At 46.2% G+C, this 22992-nt stretch carries 18 protein-coding genes and 5 tRNA genes; 18 read left to right on the top strand and 5 right to left on the bottom strand.

Annotation, left to right across the window (positions count from 1 at the left end):
• Positions 1–354: 354 nt before the first annotated feature.
• The 3 genes from ACZLMD_RS00800 to ACZLMD_RS00790 all read right to left on the bottom strand — a co-directional run bounded on the left by ACZLMD_RS00800 (position 355) and on the right by ACZLMD_RS00790 (position 1982).
• Positions 355–1305: an AEC family transporter gene (locus ACZLMD_RS00800; RefSeq protein ID WP_118561977.1), complete on the bottom strand. Its 951-nt coding sequence runs from the start codon at positions 1303–1305 to the stop codon at positions 355–357.
• A gap of 76 nt (positions 1306–1381) precedes the next feature.
• Complete coding sequence (locus ACZLMD_RS00795; RefSeq protein WP_022305873.1) at positions 1382–1711, bottom strand: rhodanese-like domain-containing protein; 330 nt, start codon at positions 1709–1711, stop codon at positions 1382–1384.
• Positions 1712–1796: 85 nt separating this feature from the next.
• Entirely contained in the window at positions 1797–1982 is a 186-nt protein-coding gene (locus tag ACZLMD_RS00790) for a hypothetical protein (RefSeq protein ID WP_022305872.1), read from the bottom strand.
• Positions 1983–2204: 222 nt separating this feature from the next.
• Here ACZLMD_RS00790 and ACZLMD_RS00785 point away from each other — a divergent pair, with 222 nt between their 5' ends.
• From ACZLMD_RS00785 to ACZLMD_RS00745, 9 genes are all read left to right on the top strand, one after another.
• Positions 2205–6245 (top strand): InlB B-repeat-containing protein, encoded by a 4041-nt coding sequence (locus ACZLMD_RS00785; RefSeq protein WP_489494947.1) that lies wholly within the window; start codon positions 2205–2207, stop codon positions 6243–6245.
• A gap of 93 nt (positions 6246–6338) precedes the next feature.
• Positions 6339–6827, top strand: coding sequence for a Cys-tRNA(Pro) deacylase (gene ybaK, locus ACZLMD_RS00780; protein ID WP_022305089.1), 489 nt, complete (start codon positions 6339–6341; stop codon positions 6825–6827).
• Positions 6828–6851: 24 nt separating this feature from the next.
• On the top strand, positions 6852–8549 hold the full coding sequence (locus ACZLMD_RS00775; protein WP_489494946.1) for an Ig-like domain-containing protein: 1698 nt from the start codon (positions 6852–6854) through the stop codon (positions 8547–8549).
• Positions 8550–8616: 67 nt separating this feature from the next.
• Positions 8617–9999, top strand: a complete 1383-nt coding sequence (locus ACZLMD_RS00770; RefSeq protein ID WP_022305087.1) for a CAP domain-containing protein — start codon at positions 8617–8619, stop codon at positions 9997–9999.
• A 51-nt stretch (positions 10000–10050) separates the two neighbouring features.
• Entirely contained in the window at positions 10051–10671 is a 621-nt protein-coding gene (locus ACZLMD_RS00765) for an NUDIX hydrolase (RefSeq protein ID WP_489494945.1), read from the top strand.
• 444 nt (positions 10672–11115) lie between these two features.
• The gene (locus ACZLMD_RS00760) at positions 11116–12516 is read left to right on the top strand and encodes an ABC transporter substrate-binding protein (RefSeq protein ID WP_022305085.1); all 1401 of its coding nucleotides are present in this window, start codon (positions 11116–11118) and stop codon (positions 12514–12516) included.
• 95 nt (positions 12517–12611) lie between these two features.
• On the top strand, positions 12612–13532 hold the full coding sequence (locus tag ACZLMD_RS00755; RefSeq protein WP_022305084.1) for a carbohydrate ABC transporter permease: 921 nt from the start codon (positions 12612–12614) through the stop codon (positions 13530–13532).
• A gap of 2 nt (positions 13533–13534) precedes the next feature.
• The gene (locus ACZLMD_RS00750) at positions 13535–14413 is read left to right on the top strand and encodes a carbohydrate ABC transporter permease (RefSeq protein WP_022305083.1); all 879 of its coding nucleotides are present in this window, start codon (positions 13535–13537) and stop codon (positions 14411–14413) included.
• Between the two features lie 222 nt (positions 14414–14635).
• Positions 14636–16618 carry an ABC transporter substrate-binding protein gene (locus tag ACZLMD_RS00745; RefSeq protein WP_482522047.1) on the top strand — a complete coding sequence of 661 codons (1983 nt, stop codon included), beginning with the start codon at positions 14636–14638 and terminating at the stop codon, positions 16616–16618.
• A gap of 169 nt (positions 16619–16787) precedes the next feature.
• Here ACZLMD_RS00745 and trhA read toward each other — a convergent pair whose 3' ends face one another.
• The gene (gene trhA / locus ACZLMD_RS00740; protein WP_489494944.1) at positions 16788–17513 is read right to left on the bottom strand and encodes a PAQR family membrane homeostasis protein TrhA; all 726 of its coding nucleotides are present in this window, start codon (positions 17511–17513) and stop codon (positions 16788–16790) included.
• 487 nt (positions 17514–18000) lie between these two features.
• Here trhA and ACZLMD_RS00735 point away from each other — a divergent pair, with 487 nt between their 5' ends.
• The 9 genes from ACZLMD_RS00735 to ACZLMD_RS00695 all read left to right on the top strand — a co-directional run bounded on the left by ACZLMD_RS00735 (position 18001) and on the right by ACZLMD_RS00695 (position 21678).
• Positions 18001–18201, top strand: coding sequence for a DUF951 domain-containing protein (locus ACZLMD_RS00735; protein WP_482522048.1), 201 nt, complete (start codon positions 18001–18003; stop codon positions 18199–18201).
• Positions 18202–18282: 81 nt separating this feature from the next.
• Positions 18283–18357 (top strand) — tRNA-Pro (locus tag ACZLMD_RS00730).
• Positions 18358–18414: 57 nt separating this feature from the next.
• Positions 18415–18485 (top strand) — tRNA-Gly (locus ACZLMD_RS00725).
• Between the two features lie 4 nt (positions 18486–18489).
• Positions 18490–18563 (top strand) — tRNA-Arg (locus tag ACZLMD_RS00720).
• Between the two features lie 78 nt (positions 18564–18641).
• Positions 18642–18715, top strand: a tRNA-His gene (locus ACZLMD_RS00715).
• Positions 18716–18837: 122 nt separating this feature from the next.
• Positions 18838–18909: transfer RNA gene (locus tag ACZLMD_RS00710), tRNA-Gln, on the top strand.
• Between the two features lie 159 nt (positions 18910–19068).
• The gene (locus ACZLMD_RS00705; RefSeq protein ID WP_489494943.1) at positions 19069–19590 is read left to right on the top strand and encodes an RNA polymerase sigma factor; all 522 of its coding nucleotides are present in this window, start codon (positions 19069–19071) and stop codon (positions 19588–19590) included.
• Positions 19580–20725 carry a DUF4179 domain-containing protein gene (locus ACZLMD_RS00700; protein ID WP_022307150.1) on the top strand — a complete coding sequence of 382 codons (1146 nt, stop codon included), beginning with the start codon at positions 19580–19582 and terminating at the stop codon, positions 20723–20725. The genes ACZLMD_RS00705 and ACZLMD_RS00700 overlap by 11 nt, the downstream gene beginning before the upstream one ends.
• 239 nt (positions 20726–20964) lie before the next feature.
• Complete coding sequence (locus tag ACZLMD_RS00695) at positions 20965–21678, top strand: metallophosphoesterase family protein (RefSeq protein WP_118559011.1); 714 nt, start codon at positions 20965–20967, stop codon at positions 21676–21678.
• 5 nt (positions 21679–21683) lie between these two features.
• Here the strand turns inward: ACZLMD_RS00695 and bioB are convergent, their stop codons facing one another.
• Entirely contained in the window at positions 21684–22655 is a 972-nt protein-coding gene (gene bioB / locus ACZLMD_RS00690) for a biotin synthase BioB (RefSeq protein ID WP_482523758.1), read from the bottom strand.
• Positions 22656–22992 lie beyond the last annotated feature (337 nt).

Genomic DNA, 22992 nt, shown 5'->3' with positions numbered 1-22992 from the left:
GCCCCGTAGGTGGGCTCAGCTATTTCGGACGGCACGCTCCCGCTACCACTGCACCACGCAACGGTACATAACGCCCCAAGCATTCACTAAATTATAAATATGTATTTGTGAAACTTGGGGCGTAAGTACCGGCGGGTGCAAGTGCCTTTCGAAACACCTGAATCCCACCTCGGGGCGCGTACGGTAGGATGCGTTTATCAAATATCAAAGCAGCAAAGCAATTAGACTTTTCAAAATCCGTCAGTGACAAGACAATTTTTTAGACAGAGTTCACGGATTTTCAAGTGCCTTGGCAGGCAAAATTATATTTCAAATAATCGGGACATAAGAAATATTATAGGTGAATTCCCGACATTAACTGATCAGGCTCAACAGACGGAGCAGGAAGATCCAGAAGGTCAGGGTGACCGAAGATAACAGGGTGGTGGCGACCACGATGCTCGAAGCAAGTATGTCGTCACCATCCATATTTTTTGCCATAATATATGCCGCGGGCGTACATGGGGAGGCAAGCATGATCAGAAGTGCGATCAGCTCCTGATCGCGGAAACCTAAGAATACTGCGGTCGGAAGGAAGATTGCTGCCCAGCCCAAAAGCTTCATGAAGGAGGCCGCAAAGGTCGGCTTCAGCTTTGCCAGTGCCTTTCTACCCTCGAAGCTTGCACCGATCGAGATCAGCGCAAGGGGAGAGGTCATGACGGCAAGATTATTGATGGATTTGCTTACAATGCCCGGGAGCGGCAGGTTGATAAAGGATGCGATGAGTCCCAGGACAATGCCGATGATGATCGGATTCTTCAGAATATTGATAAATGCCTTGCGGATATTGGCGGAGGAGTCTGTGCCGGTGTGTCCGCTTTCAAAGGTCAGAACGATCACGGCGAAAACATTGTACAGCGGCACAGAGCCGATGATCATAAGCGGTGCCATGCCGGAGCTGCCGTAAATATTCTGGATAAAGGCAACGCCGAGAATGGCGGCGCTGCTGCGGTAAGAACCCTGCACGAAGGCACCGACCGAATGCTTGTCCTTCAGAGTAAGCTTCGCAACGATCCATACCGACAGGATCGAAAAAAGAGTGGCAACAAAGCAGAATCCGACATATTTCACATCAAAATGATGCCGGATATCTGTGCCAGCCAGATCCAGAAAAACAAGACATGGCAGGCAGACCTTGAAGACAAAACGGTTTGCGACTGATGCAAAATGATCATCGATAATCCCGATGCGTTTAAAAATATTGCCAAGTATCATAATGGCAAAGATTGGTACAGTTGCGTTTATACTGAAAATAAAACTATCCATGGTAATCTCCGTTCTGAATAAATTGTTGCAAAGAGGCGGACCTCCGCAAAAATTTTAGCAGAACGGCATGATATTTTCAAGAGACGGCGGTGCCGTGCCAGCGGTGGAAACCACCGTTTAAGCTCATGACCGTGTAGCCGCGGACTGCAAGATCTCTTGCCGTGATAAGGCTGATATGACCGGAATCACAGTAAAGAACGATGTGCGCCGGCAGCCTGTTGTGAGCGGCTTCGTAGTCCTTGAGCAGTGATGGAAATTCGCTAACGGCACGTTCCCAGTCCAGCCGGACAGCACCGGGAATATGCCGGTTTTCATAATCACTGCGGCTGCGAAGATCGATCAGCAAAGTATCCGCCTCCTGAAGATATTCGTTTAACGTTTTTTCTGATATCACGCGATAATTCATGGGACCGCCCCCTGATCTCAACATTATGTAAAGGGGGCATGAAGCCCCCAAAAAAATCAATGCGTTGCTTCGGAAACAGACCGGATTAATAGCGGTCAGACTCGTCGGAAGTGTGGCAGTTTCGGGTTGTGTTCTTGCTGCTGTTCTTCATTTTGTTTGAGCTCTTGTTTGAGGTGTTTGAAGCATTGCTTGTGTTTGAAGCGTTGCCGGCATTCTTGGAAGAATTGTAGCTATTGTCAGCATTTGTCGAATTTGATGAATTTTTTGCCATAATTATACCTCTTTTCTAAGTGATAATGATTCGGTCAGGAGAATTTCTCGTGACACCATTGTGATTGTTGCATGAAATAGTATGGCGTATTTTATAAAAATTATGCAAAAACTCTAAAAATATTGAAAAAAATGCTGATATACTATATTATGTTAATATCTGTATAATGTTACGAAATGATTTTCGTCAAGGGAGATTATATTAGAAAATGAGGTGTAAGGAATGAAGAGAAACAAACAGGTATTGAAGGCGGCTGCATGGGCAATGTCATTCGCAATGATGGTGACATGTGTCGATGTTCCCGGGGCTGCACTGGCAGCCAAAAAGCCGAAGCTTAACAAGAGCAAGGCTGTGATCCGGGTGGGAAAAAAGATAAGGCTGCGTGTGAAAAATGCCGGCGGAAAGAAAGTAAAATGGACCAGCACCAAAAAGAAAATTGCCTCTGTCACCAAAAAGGGAGTTGTCAAGGGCAAGAAGGCAGGAAAGACTGTGATCAAGGCAAAGGTAGGGAAGAAGACTCTGAAGTGCCGCGTAACAGTCAGGAAGAATAATGTGCAGGCATCGGCAGATGTTTATTCATTTGCGCCACAGACGAATGCACCACAGGCAACGAACGGAAGCAATCAGCCTTTGGCTCCGCGTAATTCCCAGCGTCCGACTGCGTCAGCACCGGTCAAGAGTCCTGCTGCATCTGCAAAACCGGGGGTATCTGCGGGAACGGCGTCCGGTCAGCCGACCGGCACAGCACCGTCTGCAACGGACATTCAGACACCGGAGCCAATTAAAACACCGTCTGCAACGGACATTCAGACACCGGAGCCGATTAATACACCAGATCCTGTGAAGACACCGTTTGCAACGGAGACGAGCGTTCCGACACAGACGCCGTCTGCAACGGATATTCAGACTCCTGAGCCTTCCGATACAGCAGTACCGTTTCTGTCCACCGTGCAGATTACGACGAAGAAGGACGGAGAAGTATGGTCGGAATCCGAGAACAGCTATTACCTCAAGAAGCAGGGTGCAAGTGCATTTGAGGACAGTATGAGTGTGGAGGACGGAACATACGATATTTATGTGTACGATGGAGAGACACTGGAAGATACCGATGAGGATGTTGAGGTAACCGGTCATAACCGTAAGATCACGATCGATTACTATACGGTCAGCTTCTGGGATGAAGACAATACCTTGATGAAGAACATTGACAAGCAGATCGTCCGCAAGGGAAAGAAAGCGGAATGTCCGGAATTTACTCCGGGTAAGATCGACTGGACCTTCAAGGGCTGGTATGTCGATGATATGGAAAGCGGCGACACTGTTATCTATGATTTTGACCGGCAGGTAACGTCCACAACGTCACTTCGTGCGGAATGGAAGTTTTCTCCGGGAAGCACCGTTTATACGGCGGCATATTTCCTGGCAGATTTTGACGGCAATTACGAAGATGAGCCAACCAGAGTACAGGAGGGAATCGGGATGGCTCAGGCAGAGACGACAGTAACGGCGTCTGACAGTCCCCAACCCGGCTTTGTGCCGGACACCGAACGAAACGAGAAAGTGTCCGTAAAAGCGGACGGTAAAACAGTTGCGAGGTTTTATTATAAGAGAGCATCTTACCAGTTAAAGTGGGATTTAAACGGTGCCACCAAGGACGGGGCATCTTATCTTCAGGAGAGCGTTCCATATGGACAGAGTATTGATCTTCCGGACGTGACAAGAGAGGGCTACACCTGTGAAGGCTGGGTTGATTCCGATGGAACTCCATGGGCGGATATAACGAAAATGCCGGCGGGTGATGTGACTTTTAAGGCAACATGGAAGCCTGTTGAATACACGATCCATTATGATCTGGGCGGTGGCACGTTTGATGCAAACTGGTCGGCACCGGAGAGTTATTCGATCGAGAAGGAAGCTTATATTTATCAGAAACCAACCAGAGCCGGTTATACCTTTAAGGGCTGGATCGGAGATAACGGTGACACTCCGCAGGATGTGATTGCTGTGAAGGGTAGTGAGACTACCGGTGATAAGTATTATAAGGCGGTATGGACAGCAGATGTATATTCGATCAGTTACAACTTAAACGGCGGAGAGTGGGGCGTACACAAGGGACCGGATAAGTTCACGGTTGAAACGGAGGACTTTACACTTCCGATTCCGGAACGCGCAGGATATCAGTTTATCGGATGGACCGGCAGTAACTTATCAGAGCCGCAGATGACCGTGACGATCGAGAAGGGAAGTATTGGCTATCCATATTACATGGCAAACTGGGTTCAGGTAGCGACACCGGTACCAACGCAGGCACCGACGGCAGTGCCAACGAAGAAGCCAACTACGGAACCGACAAAGGCACCGACGGCAGAACCAACGAAGATGCCGACCACAGCACCGACAAAGGCACCGACGGCAGTACCGACGAAGATGCCAACCGCAGCACCAACGAAGGCACCGACGGCAGCGCCAACGAAGACACCGACCACGACACCGACGAAAACGCCAACGGCAGTACCGACGAAGATGCCAACCACAGCGCCAACGAAGGCACCGACCCCGGCACCAACGAAAACGCCGACGGCAGTACCGACGAAGATGCCAACCACAGCGCCAACAAAGGTACCGACAGCAGAACCAACGAAAACACCGACGGCAGAGCCGACGAAAACGCCGACACCGGTACCGGCACCAACGCCGGAGCCGACGGCAGCACCGACAGCAACACCAACACCGACTATCACCCCGGCACCGGAACCGGATCCAACGCCAATACCAACGGTGAAACCGACAGCAACGCCAACTGTGGCACCGACGGTGAAGCCAACAGTGAAACCGACAGCAACGCCAACGGCAACACCGACGGTGAAGCCAACAGTGAAACCGACAGCAACGCCAACGGTGAAGCCGACAGTGAAACCGACGGTGAAGCCGACAGTAAAACCGACAGCAACGCCGACGGTGAAGCCAACAGTGAAACCGACAGCAACGCCAACAGTGAAGCCGACAGTAAAACCGACGGTGAAGCCAACAGTGAAACCGACAGCAACACCGACAGTGAAGCCGACAGTAAAACCGACGGTGAAGCCAACAGTGAAACCGACAGCAACGCCGACAGTGAAACCGACAGCAACGCCAACAGTGAAGCCAACAGTGAAACCGACAGCAACACCGACGGTGAAGCCGACAGTAAAACCGACAGCAACACCGACGGTGAAGCCGACAGTAAAACCGACAGCAACACCGACGGTGAAGCCGACCGTGAAACCGACAGCAACGCCAACAGTGAAACCGACAGTAACTCCAACTGTTGCACCAACCGTGACTCCGATGGTCACACCGACTGTCACACCGGCACCTGTAAAATCACCAATTCTCAAGGTTGGTAAGTATTCTCTGTATCTTGGAATGACACTTGCACAGGTCAATGAAGTGATGGTAGTTGGAACAGTTGATGAGGGCTTATCTCCACAGGGCAACCAGTCCTATGTTTACAATCCGGGCGGAGATTATTCCTGCCTGATTGAGGTACAGATCCGTGATGGTAAGGTGGTTGAAATGTCCACGATCTCCAAGAATTTTAGTTACGGAGATATCCTGACATCCGGCGACAGTTTTAGTACATTGACATCGAATGGTTTCCGGTCGATGAGTACTTATCAGTACACGATCTACAGCCAGACAACAGATGATGCATATGTCAATGTAATGACAGATAAACAGAGAGATAAGAAGGCATACGGTGTTCAGATCTTTGATAAGGGACTTGGTTCGATGGATTCACTTTTGTATCCAAAGAATTGTACCTATTCTGATGCAGTTAATAAATATCAGGCACGACTTTCCGCACTGTATCTGAATGCATACCGTGCTTATCATGGAATCGAAAGTCTTCTGAATTTAGGAGATAATGCGACTGCTCAGTCACACAGCGAGTATATGGCAAAGGTCAACAGCGATGTGATGGATGAGGGCTCTGAAAGCTGGAAGGATCGTTTTAATGACGCATATGGTGATCCATTGTGCAAATCAGAGTATGTATCCTATGGCAGCCCGGATGCATTTTCGGCAGTCACCTATGCGGTCTCCGAACAGGGATCCACAACGAAGTTCTATCAGTATATATTGATGGAAGAAGTGACAAATAAAAATGGAGACACCTTCTATATTCCGGATGATTATAAGTTGTATATCTCCTGTGGTTTTGCCAACACGACAAGTGGAAGCAAGCTGACATTTACAGCATTTGATTTTTACGGATTATAGGATTATTATTTGACTGGGGGAGCAATTCCCCAGTCAATTTTAAATGAGCGGCTGACGCCGTGATCACAGAATGACAGATATCAGGAGGCATCTATGGGAAAAGAAGTAAAAACAAACGCAATGCGCATACTGGACCGCCAGAAGATTCCGTATCAGTTAAATACCTACGAATGCGGGGAGTTTATTGACGGAGTCACAATTGCGGACCAGCTTGGACAGAGCTATGACATGTCCTTTAAAACATTAGTAATGATCGGGAAGAGCAGGCAGTATTATGTGTTTGCTCTTCCCGTGGATAAAGAAGTTGATATGAAGAAAGCGGCAAAAGCCGTAGGCGAGAAAAGCGTGGAAATGCTGCCGGTTAAAGATATCAACAAGGTGACCGGTTACATCCGCGGCGGCTGTACACCGATCGGCATGAAGAAGCAGTTTCCTACTGTGATTGATGAGAGTGCGGCAGATCTGCCGGAAATGATCGTCAGCGGCGGCAGACTGGGAGAACAGATTATTCTGAAGCCGGAGGATCTTCTGAAGGTGACCGGAGGAAAATTTGCCGATATCATTCGCAAAGAGCAGGATTAAAACGTATACAGAAAGGGGAAAAGGATGAGAAAACGTAAATGGAAACAGGGCATTGCCGTTTTAACGGCAGCAGCATTGGTATTGACAGGAATTATCGTTCCGGGCAGTGCCGGAGCGAAAGCGAAGATCAGGCTGAATAAGAAGAAAGTAACGATCAAGGTCGGAGGAAAGGTGACACTTAAGCTTAAGAACGCAAAGAAAAAAGTCATCTGGAAATCCTCCAAAAAGAAGGTGGCATCCGTATCGGCAAAGGGAATTGTCCGTGGAAAGAGTGCAGGAACTGCGAAGATCACGGCAAAGTCTAATAAAAAGAGCTATACCTGTACGGTGATCGTGAAGGAGAAGCGGGATAGCTTTGTAGAACCGGATGAAACAGAAATGCCGGGAACAACAACAGTGCCGACTGCAAAGCCGACGGGCGAACCAACGAAGACACCGGTAAATCCGACAAGTAACCCGACAAAAGCACCGGCAAGTGAGGCACCGGTAAATCCGACGAGTAACCCGACAAAAGTGCCGGCAAGTGAGGCACCGGTAAATCCGACAAGTAACCCGACAAAAGCACCGGCAAGTGAGGCACCGGTAAATCCGACAAGTAACCCGACAAAAACACCGGCAAGTGAGGCACCGGTCAACCCGACAAGTAATCCGACAAAAGCACCGGCAAGCGAAGCACCGGTAAATCCAACGAGCAACCCGACAAAAGCGCCGGCAAGTGAGACACCGGTAAATCCGACAAGTAACCCGACAAAAGCACCGGCAAGTGAGGCACCGGTAAATCCGACAAAGGCACCGGTCAACCCGACAAAGGAACCAACGACAGCCCCAACGGCAGCTCCTTCCGGCAATACATTAACGATTGGTAAGTACTCTCTTTCGATCGGAATGTCATTTCAGGATGCGCAGAATATTCTGGGGAGCAAATGTGTGGATGAAGGCATTTCACCACAGGGATACGCTTCGTATATATACAATCCGGGCAATGATTACTCCTGTCTCGTGGAGTTTCAGATCAGGGATGGAAAGCTCGTCGAGTTATCCACGATCTCGAAGAATTTTAACTACGGAGGCGTTGCTGCAGCCGGCAACAGCATTGCTACACTGAAAGCGAACGGTTTTACAGCGGTAGAAACCTACAAGTACACGATATATTCAAAGACAAGTGATCAGGAATATATCAATGTCATGACGGATACCCAGAGAGGTGGTGCGGTATACGGTGTACAGATCTTTGATAAGAGTCTGGGATCGATGGACACGCTTCTTTATCCGAAGAACTGCAAATATTCCGATGACATTAACAAGTATCAGGCGCGTCTTACGGCACTGTATCTGAATGCATACCGTGCATACCACGGTGCAGGGCTGATGCAGATCACAGACAATGGTGTGGCACAGGCTCACAGCGAATATATGGCAAGCAAGAACAGTGATGTGATGGACGAAGGTTCCGTAAGTTGGAAGACGCGGTTTGATCAGAATTACAACGATGGAGAGAAGCTCTTCCTGAAGACCGAGTATGTTTCATACGGCAGTCCGGATGCGTTTTCTGCAGTAACCTATGCGATTGCCGAGCGGGATTCCACCACCAATTTCTATAAGTATATATTGATGGAAGAATATGAGGATGAAGCGGTTGATTTCTGCATCGAGTGTGGATTCGCCAATACGGCAAGCGGAAGTAAGCTGACATTTTCGGCATTTGATTTTTATGCATATTAGGCTTCAAGACAGTATCGCGAAAAGTAGAAGTCGTGCTGCTTTGAACGGGGTAAGAAAGGAACAGATTATGAGAAAAATAAAATGGAAACAGGGCGTTGCAGTGTTGGCAGCAATCTCGCTGCTCATTACAGGAACGATGGTTCCGGGAGGTGCCAGCGCCAAAGGCAAAATTAAACTTAATAAGAAAAAGGTGACTATTAAGGTCGGGCAGAAGGTAAAGCTGAAGCTCAAAAACACAAAAAAGAAGAAAGTAACCTGGAAGTCCTCTAAGAAGAAAGTGGCTTCCGTGACGAAAAAGGGTGTCGTAAAAGGTAAGAAAAAGGGAACGGCAAAGATCACGGCAAAGTGCGGTAAGAAGAGATATGTCTGCAAGGTGACGGTCAAAGCGCGTGGTGAGTATCAGGAAAGTATTTATGAAACTGCCAGACCGGGCAGCACACAGGCACCGGGAGCGTCCGCAAAGCCAAGCAGCAAGCCGTCCGTTTCCCCGAGTGCAAAGCCGGGACAGAACGCAACCACCACATCGAACCATGTAAAGCCGACAACGGCAGCCGAGAATACGCTTGCTATTGGCAAATTCAACATTACACTCGGAATGACGAGTGCAGAGGTTGAAAAGGTAATGGGCGCAGCACCGGATAAGACAGGAAAGTCCCCGCAGGGAAACAGCACCTATATTTATAACCCGTCCGGCGATTATACCAACTATGTGGAAATACAGTTCCGGTCCGATAAGGTTGTGGGAATGACTACGATCTCCGCATATTTCTGCTATGCAGATCTTGTTTCTTCGCAGGACAGTGCTGATGTTCTGAAGGGACGCGGCTTCAGCGATATGTCCCGTTTCGATTACGAAGCCGGCTATCAGTATGATAAAGGCAGTGCTTACGTCAATGCATTTGTCGACCATCAGGGAAAGGGCGGTGTTTACGGCGTTCAGATCTTCGACAAGACGCTCAACTCCAAGCTCGATAACCTGATCATACCGAAGAACTGCAGCTATGATGACGCGGTCATGACAGCCATGCAGTTTGAAATGCGTGATTTTGTCAACGCCTTCCGTGTTTTCAAAGGCAAGGAGGCAATGACGGACAGTACCTCCGGCAGTGCACAGCGCCATGCGCTGGAAATGGCATCCACAGGTAAAACCCAGCAGAGCAGCTCTGACGGAACAACCTGGAAGGATCGTTTCAAACAGGATTACGGTGATTATTATATGGCAACGGAATTTGTGGCAGACAGCTGTGTCGATGCATTCAGCTTTGCGGTATATGCTGCGGATACCACAAAGAATATCTCATCCGGTTCCACCTCTACAATCTATCAGTATATGATCAAGGATCAGGATGCCAACGGAGAGGCAGTCTCCTTTAATATTGACTGCGGCTTTGCTTACAACACCGGCAATAAGCTGATCACATTCGGTGTGATCAATCTGTATTGCATGTAATCGCTATGGCGTGGTTCAAGAAAGCTTAAGAGAAAGGAAAGTAAGATCACCATGGGAAAAGCACATGCGGAAGGGCTGAAACGCCAGACAGACAATAAATTTCTCAATATGTACGAGATCGATGCGGTCCGCAGGGACGGGGTTCATTTTCCGTATTATATTGCCACCAGGCGGGAGTCCGGAGATCTGATGTATGAGACCGGAACGCTTCGGGCGGACGGTGTCGTTATTTATCCGGTATACCGTCCGGATCCGGGCAAGCTGGTGGTGATCCGTCAGTTCCGCTACCCGGTCAACGGCTATATATATGAAGTTCCGGCGGGGCTTGTGGATGCGGGAGAGGATCCTGCGGAGGCGGCTGTCCGTGAGATGAAGGAAGAGACCGGACTGGACTTTACGCTTTACCGGGAGGGAAGCGATGTTCTGATGCGTCCGTTTGTACAGAGCCAGGGAATGTCTGACGAGTGTGATGTGACGGTGTTTGGATATGCGGATGGTGTTCTGAACCCGGGAGCGCAGGAGGCGACTGAGGATATTGAGGTCTTTCTGGCAGACAAAGATGAGATAAGGCGGATTCTCAGGGAGGAGTTGGTGTCTCTGCGTGCCGCGTACCTGTTTATGATGTTTTTAAACAGCAGCCCGGAGGATCCGTTCGCGTTTTTACATATATAATATAGAAACGTATCGTGGATTTGCTGTACGAAAATGTTTACTAAAACCGGGATTTTATGATATTTTACTGATTTCATGCCGAAAATAAACAACAGCGGCAAAGTGACGTCGGGATTTTGTAGGAAAAGACGAGAAAAAAATATTTTTTTCGTCTTTTCCTATTCTTTTTTTACAAAAAATGTCCATATAATGTGGTGTTGGACATACTTCCATCACAAAATGTAGTCAAATATGACAAACAAAATAAAAAAATCAAAAAAATACTTGTATAATTTGCCAACATGTGTTATATTGGTCTTACGGAAAAAAGTTGAAGGAACGTTCCTAAACAACGTAATCATTTTCGTAAAGATGGTTACATTTCAAAATGGTGATACCATGATATTTCTGCTGTGGGTGCAGCATAAATATAAAGCAAACAATTTAATTTAGAGGAGGCTTTTTATGAGAAAGAAAGTATTGAGTGTACTTCTGTGTACAGCAATGGCTGCAACAATGTTAACAGGTTGTGGCGGATCATCAGATGACACAACAAAGGACAAAGCAACAAGTGGTGCAACAAGCGGAGCAACATCTGAGAAGGCTTCTAAGGCTGAAGTTTCTGACGGTGGTAAGGTTCTTAACATCCGTGTTTGGAACGAGGAGTTCAGAGATCGTGTCATTGCTCACTATCCGGGATACAAGAAGACTGGTAAGTGGACAGGTCAGATCGGCGATGTTAAGGTTAAATGGACTCAGGTAGCTAACGATGACAACGCTTATCAGCAGGCACTGGATCAGGCACTTCTGAACCAGGCAGATGCTAAGGCAGATGACAAGGTTGATATGTTCCTCGTTGAGGCTGATTACGCACTGAAGTATGTTAACTCTGATTACACTGTAGACGTTGTTAATGATCTTGGTGTTTCTGAGGATTCACTTTCAAATCAGTACAAGTACACACAGGATATCGTAAGAGATTCTAAGGGAGCTCTTAAGGGATCTTCATGGCAGGCTTGCCCGGCTGGTATGATCTACCGTCGTGACATCGCTAAGAAGGTATTCGGTACAGACGATCCTGATAAGATTCAGGAGATCTTCTCTGACTGGGATGCATTCAAGGATGCAGCAGCTAAGCTGAAAGACAAAGGATATCTTGCAACAGCATCTGTAAACGATGCATACCGTGTATTCTCTAACAACGTAACATCTAAGTGGGTAGAGGATGGCAAGATCAACATCGATGAGAACATCAAGACATGGGTTGACATGTCTAAGGAAATGGTTGATAACAAAGAGACATCTACATATGAGCTGTGGTCTTCTGACTGGAGCAAGGGCTTCATGAAGAACGGTAACGTATTCGCTTACTTCGGACCAGCTTGGTTCTTCAACTTCTCTATGAACGCTGCTAAGGACGGTTCCGTTGGTAAGGACGGCGGCTGGGCTCTCTGCAAGGGACCTCAGAGCTTCTATTGGGGTGGTACATGGATCTGTGGTGCTAATGGCACAGATAATTCATCACTTGTTAAGGACATCATTGAGAAGATGACAACAGATGAGTCTATCATGACTGATATCGTTAAGAAGGATAATGATTTCGCTAACAACAAGGCTGCAATGGATAAGCTTTCTAAGGATAAGAGCTTCAAGAATTCTATCCTTGGCGGACAGAATCCACTTCCAATCTTCTGTGATGGTATTGAGAGCATCGACCTCAGCAACCTGTCATCTTATGATCAGGGATGTAACGAGGAGTTCCAGAACGCTATGAAGGATTACTTCGATGGCAATGCTGACTACGATTCAGCTCTGGAGCAGTTCTATCAGGCAGTTGAGACTAAGTACCCTGAGTTGACACACTAATCACACAGGCGTACATAGTGTAACATGAATCTGGATGTGCCTGCTTACGGATGTAGGCAGGCACATTTTATACCTAAAAAAGGGGAGAAAAAGAAATGAGCACATCTCCAAAGAGACGAGGAAAAGTTGAAAAACACAATAAATGGGGATATATTTTCTTAATTCCATTCGTTGTTGTTTATGTTATTTTCCAGTTGATTCCTTTGATCAGTACCATCTATAACAGTTTTTATGAGAACTACCGTTCCGGACTGATTCAGGTCGGACCGAACTTCGTGGGATTGGATAACTACAAGGAATTATTTGCTGGAGGATACTTCTGGTTGTATTTAAGAAATACCCTGATCATGTGGGTACTCGGATTTGTTCCACAGATCATCGTATCATTGATTCTGGGTGCATGGTTCTCCGATATGCGATTGAACCTGAAATGCTCCCGCTTCTTTAAGACAGTTATCTATCTGCCAAACCTGATCATGGCATCCGCATTCTCAATGCTGTTCTTCGCATTGTTTGCAGATACCGGTCCGGTAAATGCAATGCTTACACATGTCGGTGTGATCAGCGAAGCATACAGCTTCTTATCACACAAATGGAGCGCAAGAGGACTTGTTGCATTAATGAACTTCCTGATGTGGTTTGGTAATACAACAATCCTGTTGATGGCAGGTATGATGGGTATCGATCCATCACTGTTTGAGGCTGCCGAGGTGGATGGAGCAACATCTACCCAGGTATTCTGGCAGATTACCATGCCACTGTTAAGACCGATTATGGTTTACGTTTTAGTTACTTCCTTGATTGGTGGTTTGCAGATGTTCGATGTTCCGCAGATCTTGACAAACGGAACCGGTCAGCCAACACAGACCACAATGACACTGATCATGTACTTGAATAAACACCTGTTCAGTAAGAACTACGGTATGGGTGGTGCGTTGTCCGTTGTAATGTTTATTATCACGGGTATCCTGAGCTTGATCGTGTTTAAGGCATTTGCACAGAAAAAGGAGGCGTAACGATGGCGAATTCAAGAACACCAAGTGATGAGATTACAAAAGAGGGATTTGGCATTCATGCGCGTCGTGCGATCGCATACATCTTTCTGATTCTTATTACGATCCTTTGTTTATTTTGGTTCTATGTACTTTTTGTAAATGCGACCAGAACACATAGTGAGATTCAGTTAGGATTCCATGCTTTGCCGGGAACAAACTTCCTGAAGAACTTTGATAACACGATTATTCATGGTTCCCAGCCGGTTTGGAACGGTTTGATCAACAGTGTGGTTATCGCTGCATTCAGTGCCTTATTGACTACATATTTTTCGACAATGACAGCGTATGCACTTCATGTGTATACCTTTAAGTTAAAGAAGTTTATGCATACCTTCATCCTGATGATCATGATGATCCCTACTCAGGTTACCGCTCTTGGTTTCCTGCAGTTAGTGACAAAGATGGGGTTGATGAACAGCTTTATTCCATTGATCGTACCGGCTGTGGCTTCACCGGTAACTTATTTCTACATGAAGCAGTATATGGAATCTTCACTGCCGATTGAGATCATTGAGGCATCCCGTATTGATGGTGCCGGAGAGTTCCGTACCTTCAATCAGATGATCCTTCCTATTATGAAGCCGGCAATTGCAGTACAGGCAATCTTCGCATTTGTAACAAGCTGGAATAACTACTTCATTCCGTCATTGATCTTGACGGATGACAAGAAAAAGACACTTCCGGTTTTGATCGCGAACTTGCGTAGTGCAGACTTTTTGAAGTTTGATATGGGTCAGGTTTACATGATGATCGCGTTTTCTATATTCCCGGTTATCATCGTATATCTGATACTTTCAAAACATATTGTACAGGGTGTTGCATTGGGAAGCGTAAAGGGCTGATGCCCTCTTTGCCTCGGGTAGCGATACCCGGCAGGACCTAATAGTACAATGATCCTCTCTTTCTCATTGTATATGGGGCTGTCTGACAGGGAAACCTGCCGGGCAGCCCTTTTGGGTTGCTCAAAAATAAGTTGTGTGGTATTCTAAACAAGAGTATGTGGCTGGCACAAAAGGGGAAGCCGGTCATTGGAGAAGACATGATAACAGTAATTGGAGGTAATTATGAGACATATTTGGAGAAAGGGACTGGCACTGGCTCTGATTTTATGCGTATCGGTTAGTGGTGTTGGATGCTCCGGGAATAAAAAGGATCAAAAGGACAAGCCGGCAGCGACGGAGGATGCAACTTCGGAGAAGGCAACGCCGGTGCCAAAGGTGGAAGCGGGAGGCAAGGGAAAGGACAAGTCGGATGTTCCTCTTGTGGTTGCCTGCAATAAGCTTGATAAGAAATTTAATCCATTTACCGCGGAGACAGATGACGACAGGACAGCCGTTGATATGACACAGCTTCGTCTGCTGACATTTGACCGGGAGGGTGCTGTTGTAAAGCATGCGATCAAGGGAGAGAAACGTCGCTTCAATGGCGAGACCTTCAGTTATGAGGGACCTGCTAATCTTAAGGTGAAGCGGGATCGAGAGAAGGATACAACCTCTTATATTATAAAGCTGCGAAAGGATCTGACCTTCAGCGATGAAACACCGGTTACAATTGATGATGTCATCTTTTCTATGTACGCTTTTGCGGACAGCAGCTATCAGGGAGAGGAGACCTTTGGAAGCCTGCCGATCCTCGGTTTACAGAAGTATCGCAAGTCGGCTTCTGCACTTGATATTTCCGGTATTGAGAAGATGACCGATTACAAAGTAAAGGTGACGGTCAGGGGCTACGACAGAGACGCATATCAGGCGTTGAATATCCCGATATGCTCCCTGAATTTCTATGGAGACAGACACATTTTTAATGTTCTGGCAGGCAGTTTTGGGTTTAAGAAGGGTGATCTGTCCGGTCTGACCAAGAAGAAAAATGCACCGTTTGGAGCCGGTGCTTATCGGTTTATCAAGTACGAGAAGGGAATCGTGTATTACGAAGCCAACGAGAAATATTACCGTGGATGTCCGCAGACTGCATTTATCCAGCTTAAGGAGATTGGGAACATGTCCGATGTGCGTAAGCTGGAAGCATTGGAGAACGGGGATTTTGACGTCGTGACCATGCAGGCAACGAATCAGGCGATGGATCTGATCACTGACGCAAACTCCAGCGGGAAGCTGACAGGGCGTATTTATGGAGGCAAGTTGTTGGACGGCGATTATTATCATTATATTGGCATGAATGCGGATCAGGTTTGTGTGGATGACAAGCCGGACAGCACCCGTTCCAAGAATATGAGAAAAGCCTTTTCTATTTTGTTTAGCTGTAACAGAAGCAATATGATCGAGCTGAGTCAGAAGGGAGCAGCACAGATTGATTATCCTGCCTCTCAGATCTCCTGGTCCGTGCCGCAGCCGGAGGATGAGGAATATAAACAGGCATACAGTGAGGATGTGGATGGCAATGGCATCTACAACAGTAATATGAGCGTGGAAGAGCGGGAAGCTGCAGCTTGCAAAGCGGCACTCGGCTATCTCAGGAAAGCCGGGTTTAAGACGAAAAGCGGAAAGATTACTGCATTTCCGGAGAACACAGGAAAGAAATATACGATCTATATTCCGGATGACACGCAGGAACAGGGCATGCTCACGATTGCAAGAAATGCACAGAAGCTGTTCAAACAGATCGGCATTAAGCTGGTATTAAAGGAACACTGCAGTCTTGCAAGGCTGACAAAGCATCTGAAGCAGGGGAAAGCGCAGATATGGTGCGGAAAGGAGGAGACATCTGTTTCCGGAGACATGTACCGCATGTATCACAGTCGTCAAAAGAAGAATAAAACGGCAGGAAGCCGCAATTATTTCCATATTAAGGACAGTGATCTGGATGAGTATATTGAGGAAGGGATGGATACTGTTCCGCTGAAGAAAAGCATTGATCTATATGCGCAGAGCTATAATAAGATTTTGGATTGGGCAGTGGTTGTTCCGGTATATCAGGAGCGCAATCTGACGGTGTTTAGCACAGCCAGAGTGAATCTGGAAACGGTCGATCAGAACATCACACCATATTATGACTGGACGCAGGATATTCAGATTGTGGAGATGAAATAATCATTTTAATACAAAAGCAAAATTAAAATCGCCAGTTTCGGTATTTACCGGAGCCGGCGATTTTGCAGTTCTAAGAAAATATAATTTTGCGGCTTATGAAAGCAGATAGCCGTAAACCGTAATTTTGCAGTCTACGAAAGCAGATAGCCGTAAGCCACAATTTTGCGGCTTATGAAAGCAGATAGCCGTAAACCATAATGAAGTGGCACAGACTTCCGCCCATCACGAACAGATGGAAGATCTCATGTCCGCCGAAGCCCGGATGAAGCTTATTGAATACCGGGAGCTTCAGGGCGTAGATCACGCCGCCGATCGTGTAGATGACACCACCGGCAAAAAGCCAGGTAAATGCCTGCGGACTCATGAAATGATAAATGCTGCGGATCGCGAAGATGCAGAGCCAGCCCATGGCAATGTAGATGGTGGAATTGAGCCATTTCGGGGAATCTACCCAGCAGATCGTCAGAAACAGTCCGGCAAATGCAAGACACCAGACGACAGCACACAGAGGAGTGCCGGTTCGTGCAGGAAGCACAAGCATGCAGACCGGAGTATAGCTTCCGGCAATCAGAAAATAGATCATGATGTGATCCAGCTTCTTGAGCAGAAGAGTTGCCTTGTCATTTGTGATGATCGCATGGTAAAAGGTGCTGGCACCGTACAAAAGGATCATGCTCAAAATAAAAAGCGAGCTGGCAATCATTGCTTTGGCGTTACCGGTGAAAACCGCCTTTTCTAATAAGAAAGGAGCCGCAGAGATTGCAGCGATCATTCCGATAAAATGCGTGATCGCACTTGCCGGATCCTTCAAACGGAAAGCGGTGTGCGTAACTGCCGTGGAATGTGAAATTACCGGTTTCCCGGAGTATGTTTGTGAATTTGTCATGGTTGTCATAGAAATCTCTCCTTTCCAGGCTGGTTTATACCGGTACAACAAGTCGGCTTCTGACGATTGTATTTGCCTGACGAGCATTGTACAGGAGTATCATACAGCGGATATTTCATAATATGTGGTAACGAAAATAAATACATGTAGTATTGATAACTATGTTGTGTAGTATAATATACATCTTTTTACGATTTTATGCAAGTATCTATTTAAAATAAATTGGAAATAAAAAGAAATAGGAAAGGCAATTAACCGTCTGTCAAACAGGCTGCGACACAGGTCATAGAACATCCGGGCTTCTATCGGTCTGAGCGGAGCATTGGGCGGGATTCTGAATTATATTCTGGTAGAATCCGGGCAGCACCATGCGTGATCAGTGGACTTGTTACGGTTGTGTATACTTTGGCGTTATGCTAAGAAAAAGAATACAAGTAATTGCAACGAAGCCAAGGAAATGGTATGATGAGTAAAATGCAGACTGGAAAGGCAGGAGATGGAGATGGAACTTCAGGTAGGCGACGTGATTAAAATGAAGAAGCAGCATCCCTGCGGAGAGAACCGCTGGAAGCTGGTGCGTGTCGGAATGGATATTAAGATGGAATGTCTCGGGTGCGGTCATCGTGTGATGCTGCCGAGAAAGCAGGTAGAAAAGGGTTTTCGCGGCTTTCTCGAAAGAAATAAAGAAAAAAATTAAAAAATTTGAAAAAAAGTGTTGACAATTCTGTTAAACTATAATATACTCTTACTTGCGTCACGGAAATGACTTAAAACTTTTCGGGGTGTGGCACAGTTTGGCTAGTGTACCTGATTTGGGATCAGGGGGTCGCAGGTTCGAATCCTGTCACCCCGATTGTGACGCAATTATAAATTTTATATAGGGAAGTTGATTTTGAGCTTTCCAATTTATGCGGGTGTAGTTCAATGGTAGAACACCAGCCTTCCAAGCTGGATACGTGGGTTCGATTCCCATCACCCGCTCTTTGTGCTAGTAGCTCAGTTGGATAGAGCAACGGCCTTCTAAGCCGTTTGTCGGGGGTTCGAATCCCTTCTGGCACGTTTATCAAAGCATTGCTTTGATTATATAAAGTCAGCAGTTTTTCGTATCAGCGGAGAACTCGCCACATTATATTTATGGTGGGTATAGCGCAGCTGGTTAGCGCGCCAGATTGTGGCTCTGGAGGCCCTGGGTTCGAATCCCAGTATCCACCTTAGAATCCTTGTTATAGTACTATAGCAGGGATTTTTGTTACTGTATAGGAAACTTTTGACTTACGATACAGCGACAATGGTGCTTTTCTTACTTATTATGACGGGAAGCACAATATAGTAGTGGGCTATCGCCAAGCGGTAAGGCACAGGACTTTGACTCCTGCATTCACCAGTTCGAATCTGGTTAGCCCAGTAGAGACAATCCCCTGTAGACAGCGGTCTGCAGGGGATTTTTATATGCAGCAGAAAGAAATTAAAAAAATGTATCGTTTCAAATGAATCAACAGAATTTCCACGACAATATATAAGTGAAGATCAAAACACGGACAAATCGGACGGGAGGTGAAAGCGGATGTCATCACAGGAAATGGAACAGATCATACAGGAATATGGGGATGACATTTACCGCTTTTGCTTTCATCTGACCGGGAGTCGTGAAGAGGCGGATGATCTTTATCAGGATACTTTTGTGAAAGCGATTCAGATCGGCCACAGACTGGATCGCGGTGGCAATATCAGGAGCTTCCTGATGGGTATTTCTGTGAATCTATGGAAGAACCGGAGGAAAAAGGACAAGCGGCGAAGAGAATTGGTACCGGAGGTTAGTTATGAGAGCGCAGAATGGGTGATCACAGCGCAGAACGATCCGCTTGGCAATATTTTGGAGCAGGAAGTGGGGCGTGATGTGATGACAGCCGTTAAGCAGTTACCGGACAAACAGAGAGTGGTCGTTCTTCTTCATTATACGCAGGACTATTCCACCGGGGAGATTGCAGGAATACTACACATACCAAGGGGAACAGTGCTGAGCCGCCTGGCCAAAGCAAGACAAAATATCAGATCATATTTGGAGGGAAGAGGTTATGAAATATGAAATGGATCAGTTGTTAAAAGATGTTTATCAACAGGAGGTTAAACCGGATAAAATTCTTAATCAGAAAACCCTTCGAAGAATGCAGATGAAGGAGACGAATGATATGAGAAAATTCTGGAATTATAAAAGGATTGCCGTGGCGGCAGTATTGTCATGTTTGGTAGTAACACAGGGCGTGGGAGCAGCGTATGCAGCAATCAATCACACCAGTATCTTATCTCTTTTTTCGGGGGAAACAAAGGAGATTAAAGATCAGGCGAAAAATCTCAGGGAGATCAATGTAAAGCAGGAGGCAGGCAGTAATGTAAAGCAGTCGGCATATGCGGACTTTTCTGTGAGAGAGGCTCTTTGTGACAAGAATCAGGTTTATGTAGAGGCGGTTGCAAAGCCTGCCAGCGATAAGTATTTGCTGGTACCTTCTGAGTGCTGGTCAGAAAGAGATAAATTCTGGGCAACGGAGCTTAAAATTGCCGGAGAGGATACCGGCAAGGAAACGATCGCGCAGTATGCAAAGCGCAAGAATAAGACCTGTGTTGAGGTCAGTGCCTGGGTTGGTGCAGATGTAGCCACACAATCTATGGATTATCAGACAGAGGCGGATGGTACGCTTGTTTATACGATCACCTTTGAAAACAACGCCAAGACACAGAAGTTAGATTACACTTGTGATACGATTGTTTATGTACCGGGACAGGAGGATCAGGAACTTAAAAGTTCCATTGCATTTACCTTAAATGACCAGTCCGGAAAATCAGAAATAGTTCGCTACGAGCCGGAGAAGATACAGACTATAAAGGGAACAAAGCTGGTTCTTGACGAGGTTGAGTTTGAGAAGAGTGCACTCAATATGAATTGTACGATCAAGTATCATACAACCGATCCGAATGCACAGAACTGGAATAAATGGATCAAAACAGATGACTCTGACGTTAATTTTTATCTTCTCGATGAGAAGGGCAATGAAATGGACAGTGAGGGTGGTTATGGAGACGATTCCATGGGCAAAGGCGGTGCGCTGACAGAACATGATCAGTACAGAACAGCCGAGCTTTCCGATACACTGACCTTCCTGGTTCGTAACTGCATGACGAAGAAAGTGTTAGGAACCGTAACCGTGAAAATGGTAAGTAAATAAAAGTAATCAATTATCTGAGAAGGATACGTTATTATCAGGGGGAATAAATCACGATATCCTTATAGAATAAAAGGGAAATGGAAGAATCGAAAAGAGACTTTCATTTCTCTTTTTGACATTATAGGAAAATGCTTGTGCTGGCGCAAAAATCCCGCTATAATGGGGATACTAATGATTTGTATGGAAACGTACATTGCTATCTGCTTTTACCCTTTGCATCATTGAATGAGGAGATTTAAATGGCGACATATGTAATTTCAGATATTCATGGACAATATGATATGTTTATGGAACTGCTTGAAAAGATTCCGCTAAAGGATTCGGATACCCTTTATATTTTAGGAGATGTGGTCGACAGAGGCCCGCATCCGATCAAAACGCTTCAGAAGCTAAAGGAAATGCCAAATGTAATTTGTATGGTCGGCAACCATGAGCTGATGGCATTGCGATGCCTGAAATTGCTTATGACAGCAGATGCACAATCTGTTTTTGGACTCGATGAAGAAGATAGGAAGGATCTTTGGATGTGGCAATACAACGGAGGGCTGTCAACGTTTGAAGAGTTTAGAGAACTGGATGCAGAAGAACAGCAGGAAATCATTGAGTTCATGAGTGATTTTTTGGTGTACGAAGAAGTGTCCGCAGGCGGCAGGGATTATCTGCTTGTTCATGCGGGTCTTGGAAATTATTCTCCGGAGAAGGAGATAGAAGATTATTCTCTGGAAGAGCTGATGTGGATGAGAGCGGATTATAATGTCAGATATTTTGATGATGTTATTGTGGTGACGGGGCACACACCGACACAGCAGATCAAGGATAATCCGAATCCGGGGGTTATCTATAAGAAGAACAATCATATCGTCATTGACTGCGGTGCACATTATCCGGGTGGCAGACTTGCCGCGATATGCCTGGATACAGGGGAAGAGTATTATTCTTCCCCGCAGTCTTAACAATATTAAGCAGATTCGATTTCATAGGTAAATCCGGCGTCTGTAATGGTCCGGAGGGTACCCTGAATGCTCTGTCCGCCCTCTGTCAGATAGCCGGAAGCAAAAATGGAATCGACAACACTTAAAAGCTTCTTCTCCTGTCCTTTAAAGTATACCTCGCGTCCGGCAGCACAGCGGATATCGGATTGCGGCACCAGAAGTCGGGCAAGACAGAGAACCTTCAGGCAATATTCCGTGGTCAGACCGGAGGTGTCAGCGTCGCCGAGGGGAGTTCCCTTGATCGGCAGCAGGAAGTTGATCGGAAGTGCCTCCGGCTGGATCTCCCGCAATTCCAAAAGCATATCAACAATATCTTCTTTACTTTCTCCCATACCGACAATGCCGCCGCTACAGATCTCAAAGCCAAGCCGCTGCAGCATACGAATGTTGTCGACACGCTGCTCGAAGGTATGTGTGGAGCAAATATTATGATAAAAAGAGCGGCTGCTGTTCAGATTGTGGTTGATGCGGTCCAGACCGGCATCCTTCAGCATTTTCGCCTGCTTTTCAGTCAGAAATCCGATGGAGCAGCAGAGGTGTGTTCCGTGTTCCTTCATCTTGCGGATGCGGCGTGCGAGCTCTTCAATCTCCTGATCGGTAAATTTCATACCGCTTAATCCGATGCAATGTCTTGACAGGTGATGCTCATTGACGAAGTCATTGTTGTGATATAACTTATCTTCATCGACCCATTTGTATTTCTCAATATCTGCGGTGGAACGGCAGGACTGGGCGCAGTAAGCGCAATCCTGAGAGCAGTTTCCGCTTCGTGCATTGGTCAGAATGTGGATGCTGACACGGTTGCCTTTGTATTTATAACGTAACGCAGCGGCACGGTCAACCAGATCCTGAAGCTGATCATCGGGTGTGTTTAAAATTGCAATGGCATCCTCTCTGGAAAGAACGGGATCCGTTTCTTTATCATATGTTGTAGTCATAAGTAATTGATATTCCTTTCTCATGTTATTCTGATTTCTACTGTAGCACAGGAAAAAATGAATTGTCAACCTGTAGAACGGAAAGGTTGACGAATAAAGATGGAGTGTTTCAGAAAGGGCTGTAAAATGGAGGATTGTAAATGGTGATAGGGCAAAAACAAAGAAATTGTTTTGAATTATACCCGATAAGGTATAATATCTATTGAACATGGTACGATTATACCTTTTCGGGTATAATTAAGCCGTTGCATCTTGATTTTATACCCGATAAGGTATAAAATATAAGAATATTAATCATGGAAATGGGGGATAGTATGTAAAATATTGCAGCTTTGTT

It is taken from the genome of Jutongia sp. (assembly GCF_057878315.1).
The sequence above is the reverse complement of the archived record's forward strand: the minus strand, read 5'-3'. Positions and strand labels throughout refer to the sequence as shown.

Excerpts from the sequence above, each read along its gene's own strand:
- ACZLMD_RS00800 (WP_118561977.1), bottom strand. The coding sequence starts at position 1,305 with ATGGATAGTTTTATTTTCAGTATAAACGCAACTGTACCAATCTTTGCC.
- ACZLMD_RS00795 (WP_022305873.1), bottom strand. The coding sequence starts at position 1,711 with ATGAATTATCGCGTGATATCAGAAAAAACGTTAAACGAATATCTTCAG.
- ACZLMD_RS00790 (WP_022305872.1), bottom strand. The coding sequence starts at position 1,982 with ATGGCAAAAAATTCATCAAATTCGACAAATGCTGACAATAGCTACAAT.
- ACZLMD_RS00785 (WP_489494947.1), top strand. The coding sequence starts at position 2,205 with ATGAAGAGAAACAAACAGGTATTGAAGGCGGCTGCATGGGCAATGTCA.
- ybaK (WP_022305089.1), top strand. The coding sequence starts at position 6,339 with ATGGGAAAAGAAGTAAAAACAAACGCAATGCGCATACTGGACCGCCAG.
- ACZLMD_RS00775 (WP_489494946.1), top strand. The coding sequence starts at position 6,852 with ATGAGAAAACGTAAATGGAAACAGGGCATTGCCGTTTTAACGGCAGCA.
- ACZLMD_RS00770 (WP_022305087.1), top strand. The coding sequence starts at position 8,617 with ATGAGAAAAATAAAATGGAAACAGGGCGTTGCAGTGTTGGCAGCAATC.
- ACZLMD_RS00765 (WP_489494945.1), top strand. The coding sequence starts at position 10,051 with ATGGGAAAAGCACATGCGGAAGGGCTGAAACGCCAGACAGACAATAAA.
- ACZLMD_RS00760 (WP_022305085.1), top strand. The coding sequence starts at position 11,116 with ATGAGAAAGAAAGTATTGAGTGTACTTCTGTGTACAGCAATGGCTGCA.
- ACZLMD_RS00755 (WP_022305084.1), top strand. The coding sequence starts at position 12,612 with ATGAGCACATCTCCAAAGAGACGAGGAAAAGTTGAAAAACACAATAAA.
- ACZLMD_RS00750 (WP_022305083.1), top strand. The coding sequence starts at position 13,535 with ATGGCGAATTCAAGAACACCAAGTGATGAGATTACAAAAGAGGGATTT.
- ACZLMD_RS00745 (WP_482522047.1), top strand. The coding sequence starts at position 14,636 with ATGAGACATATTTGGAGAAAGGGACTGGCACTGGCTCTGATTTTATGC.
- trhA (WP_489494944.1), bottom strand. The coding sequence starts at position 17,513 with ATGACAACCATGACAAATTCACAAACATACTCCGGGAAACCGGTAATT.
- ACZLMD_RS00735 (WP_482522048.1), top strand. The coding sequence starts at position 18,001 with ATGGAGATGGAACTTCAGGTAGGCGACGTGATTAAAATGAAGAAGCAG.
- ACZLMD_RS00705 (WP_489494943.1), top strand. The coding sequence starts at position 19,069 with ATGTCATCACAGGAAATGGAACAGATCATACAGGAATATGGGGATGAC.
- ACZLMD_RS00700 (WP_022307150.1), top strand. The coding sequence starts at position 19,580 with ATGAAATATGAAATGGATCAGTTGTTAAAAGATGTTTATCAACAGGAG.
- ACZLMD_RS00695 (WP_118559011.1), top strand. The coding sequence starts at position 20,965 with ATGGCGACATATGTAATTTCAGATATTCATGGACAATATGATATGTTT.
- bioB (WP_482523758.1), bottom strand. The coding sequence starts at position 22,655 with ATGACTACAACATATGATAAAGAAACGGATCCCGTTCTTTCCAGAGAG.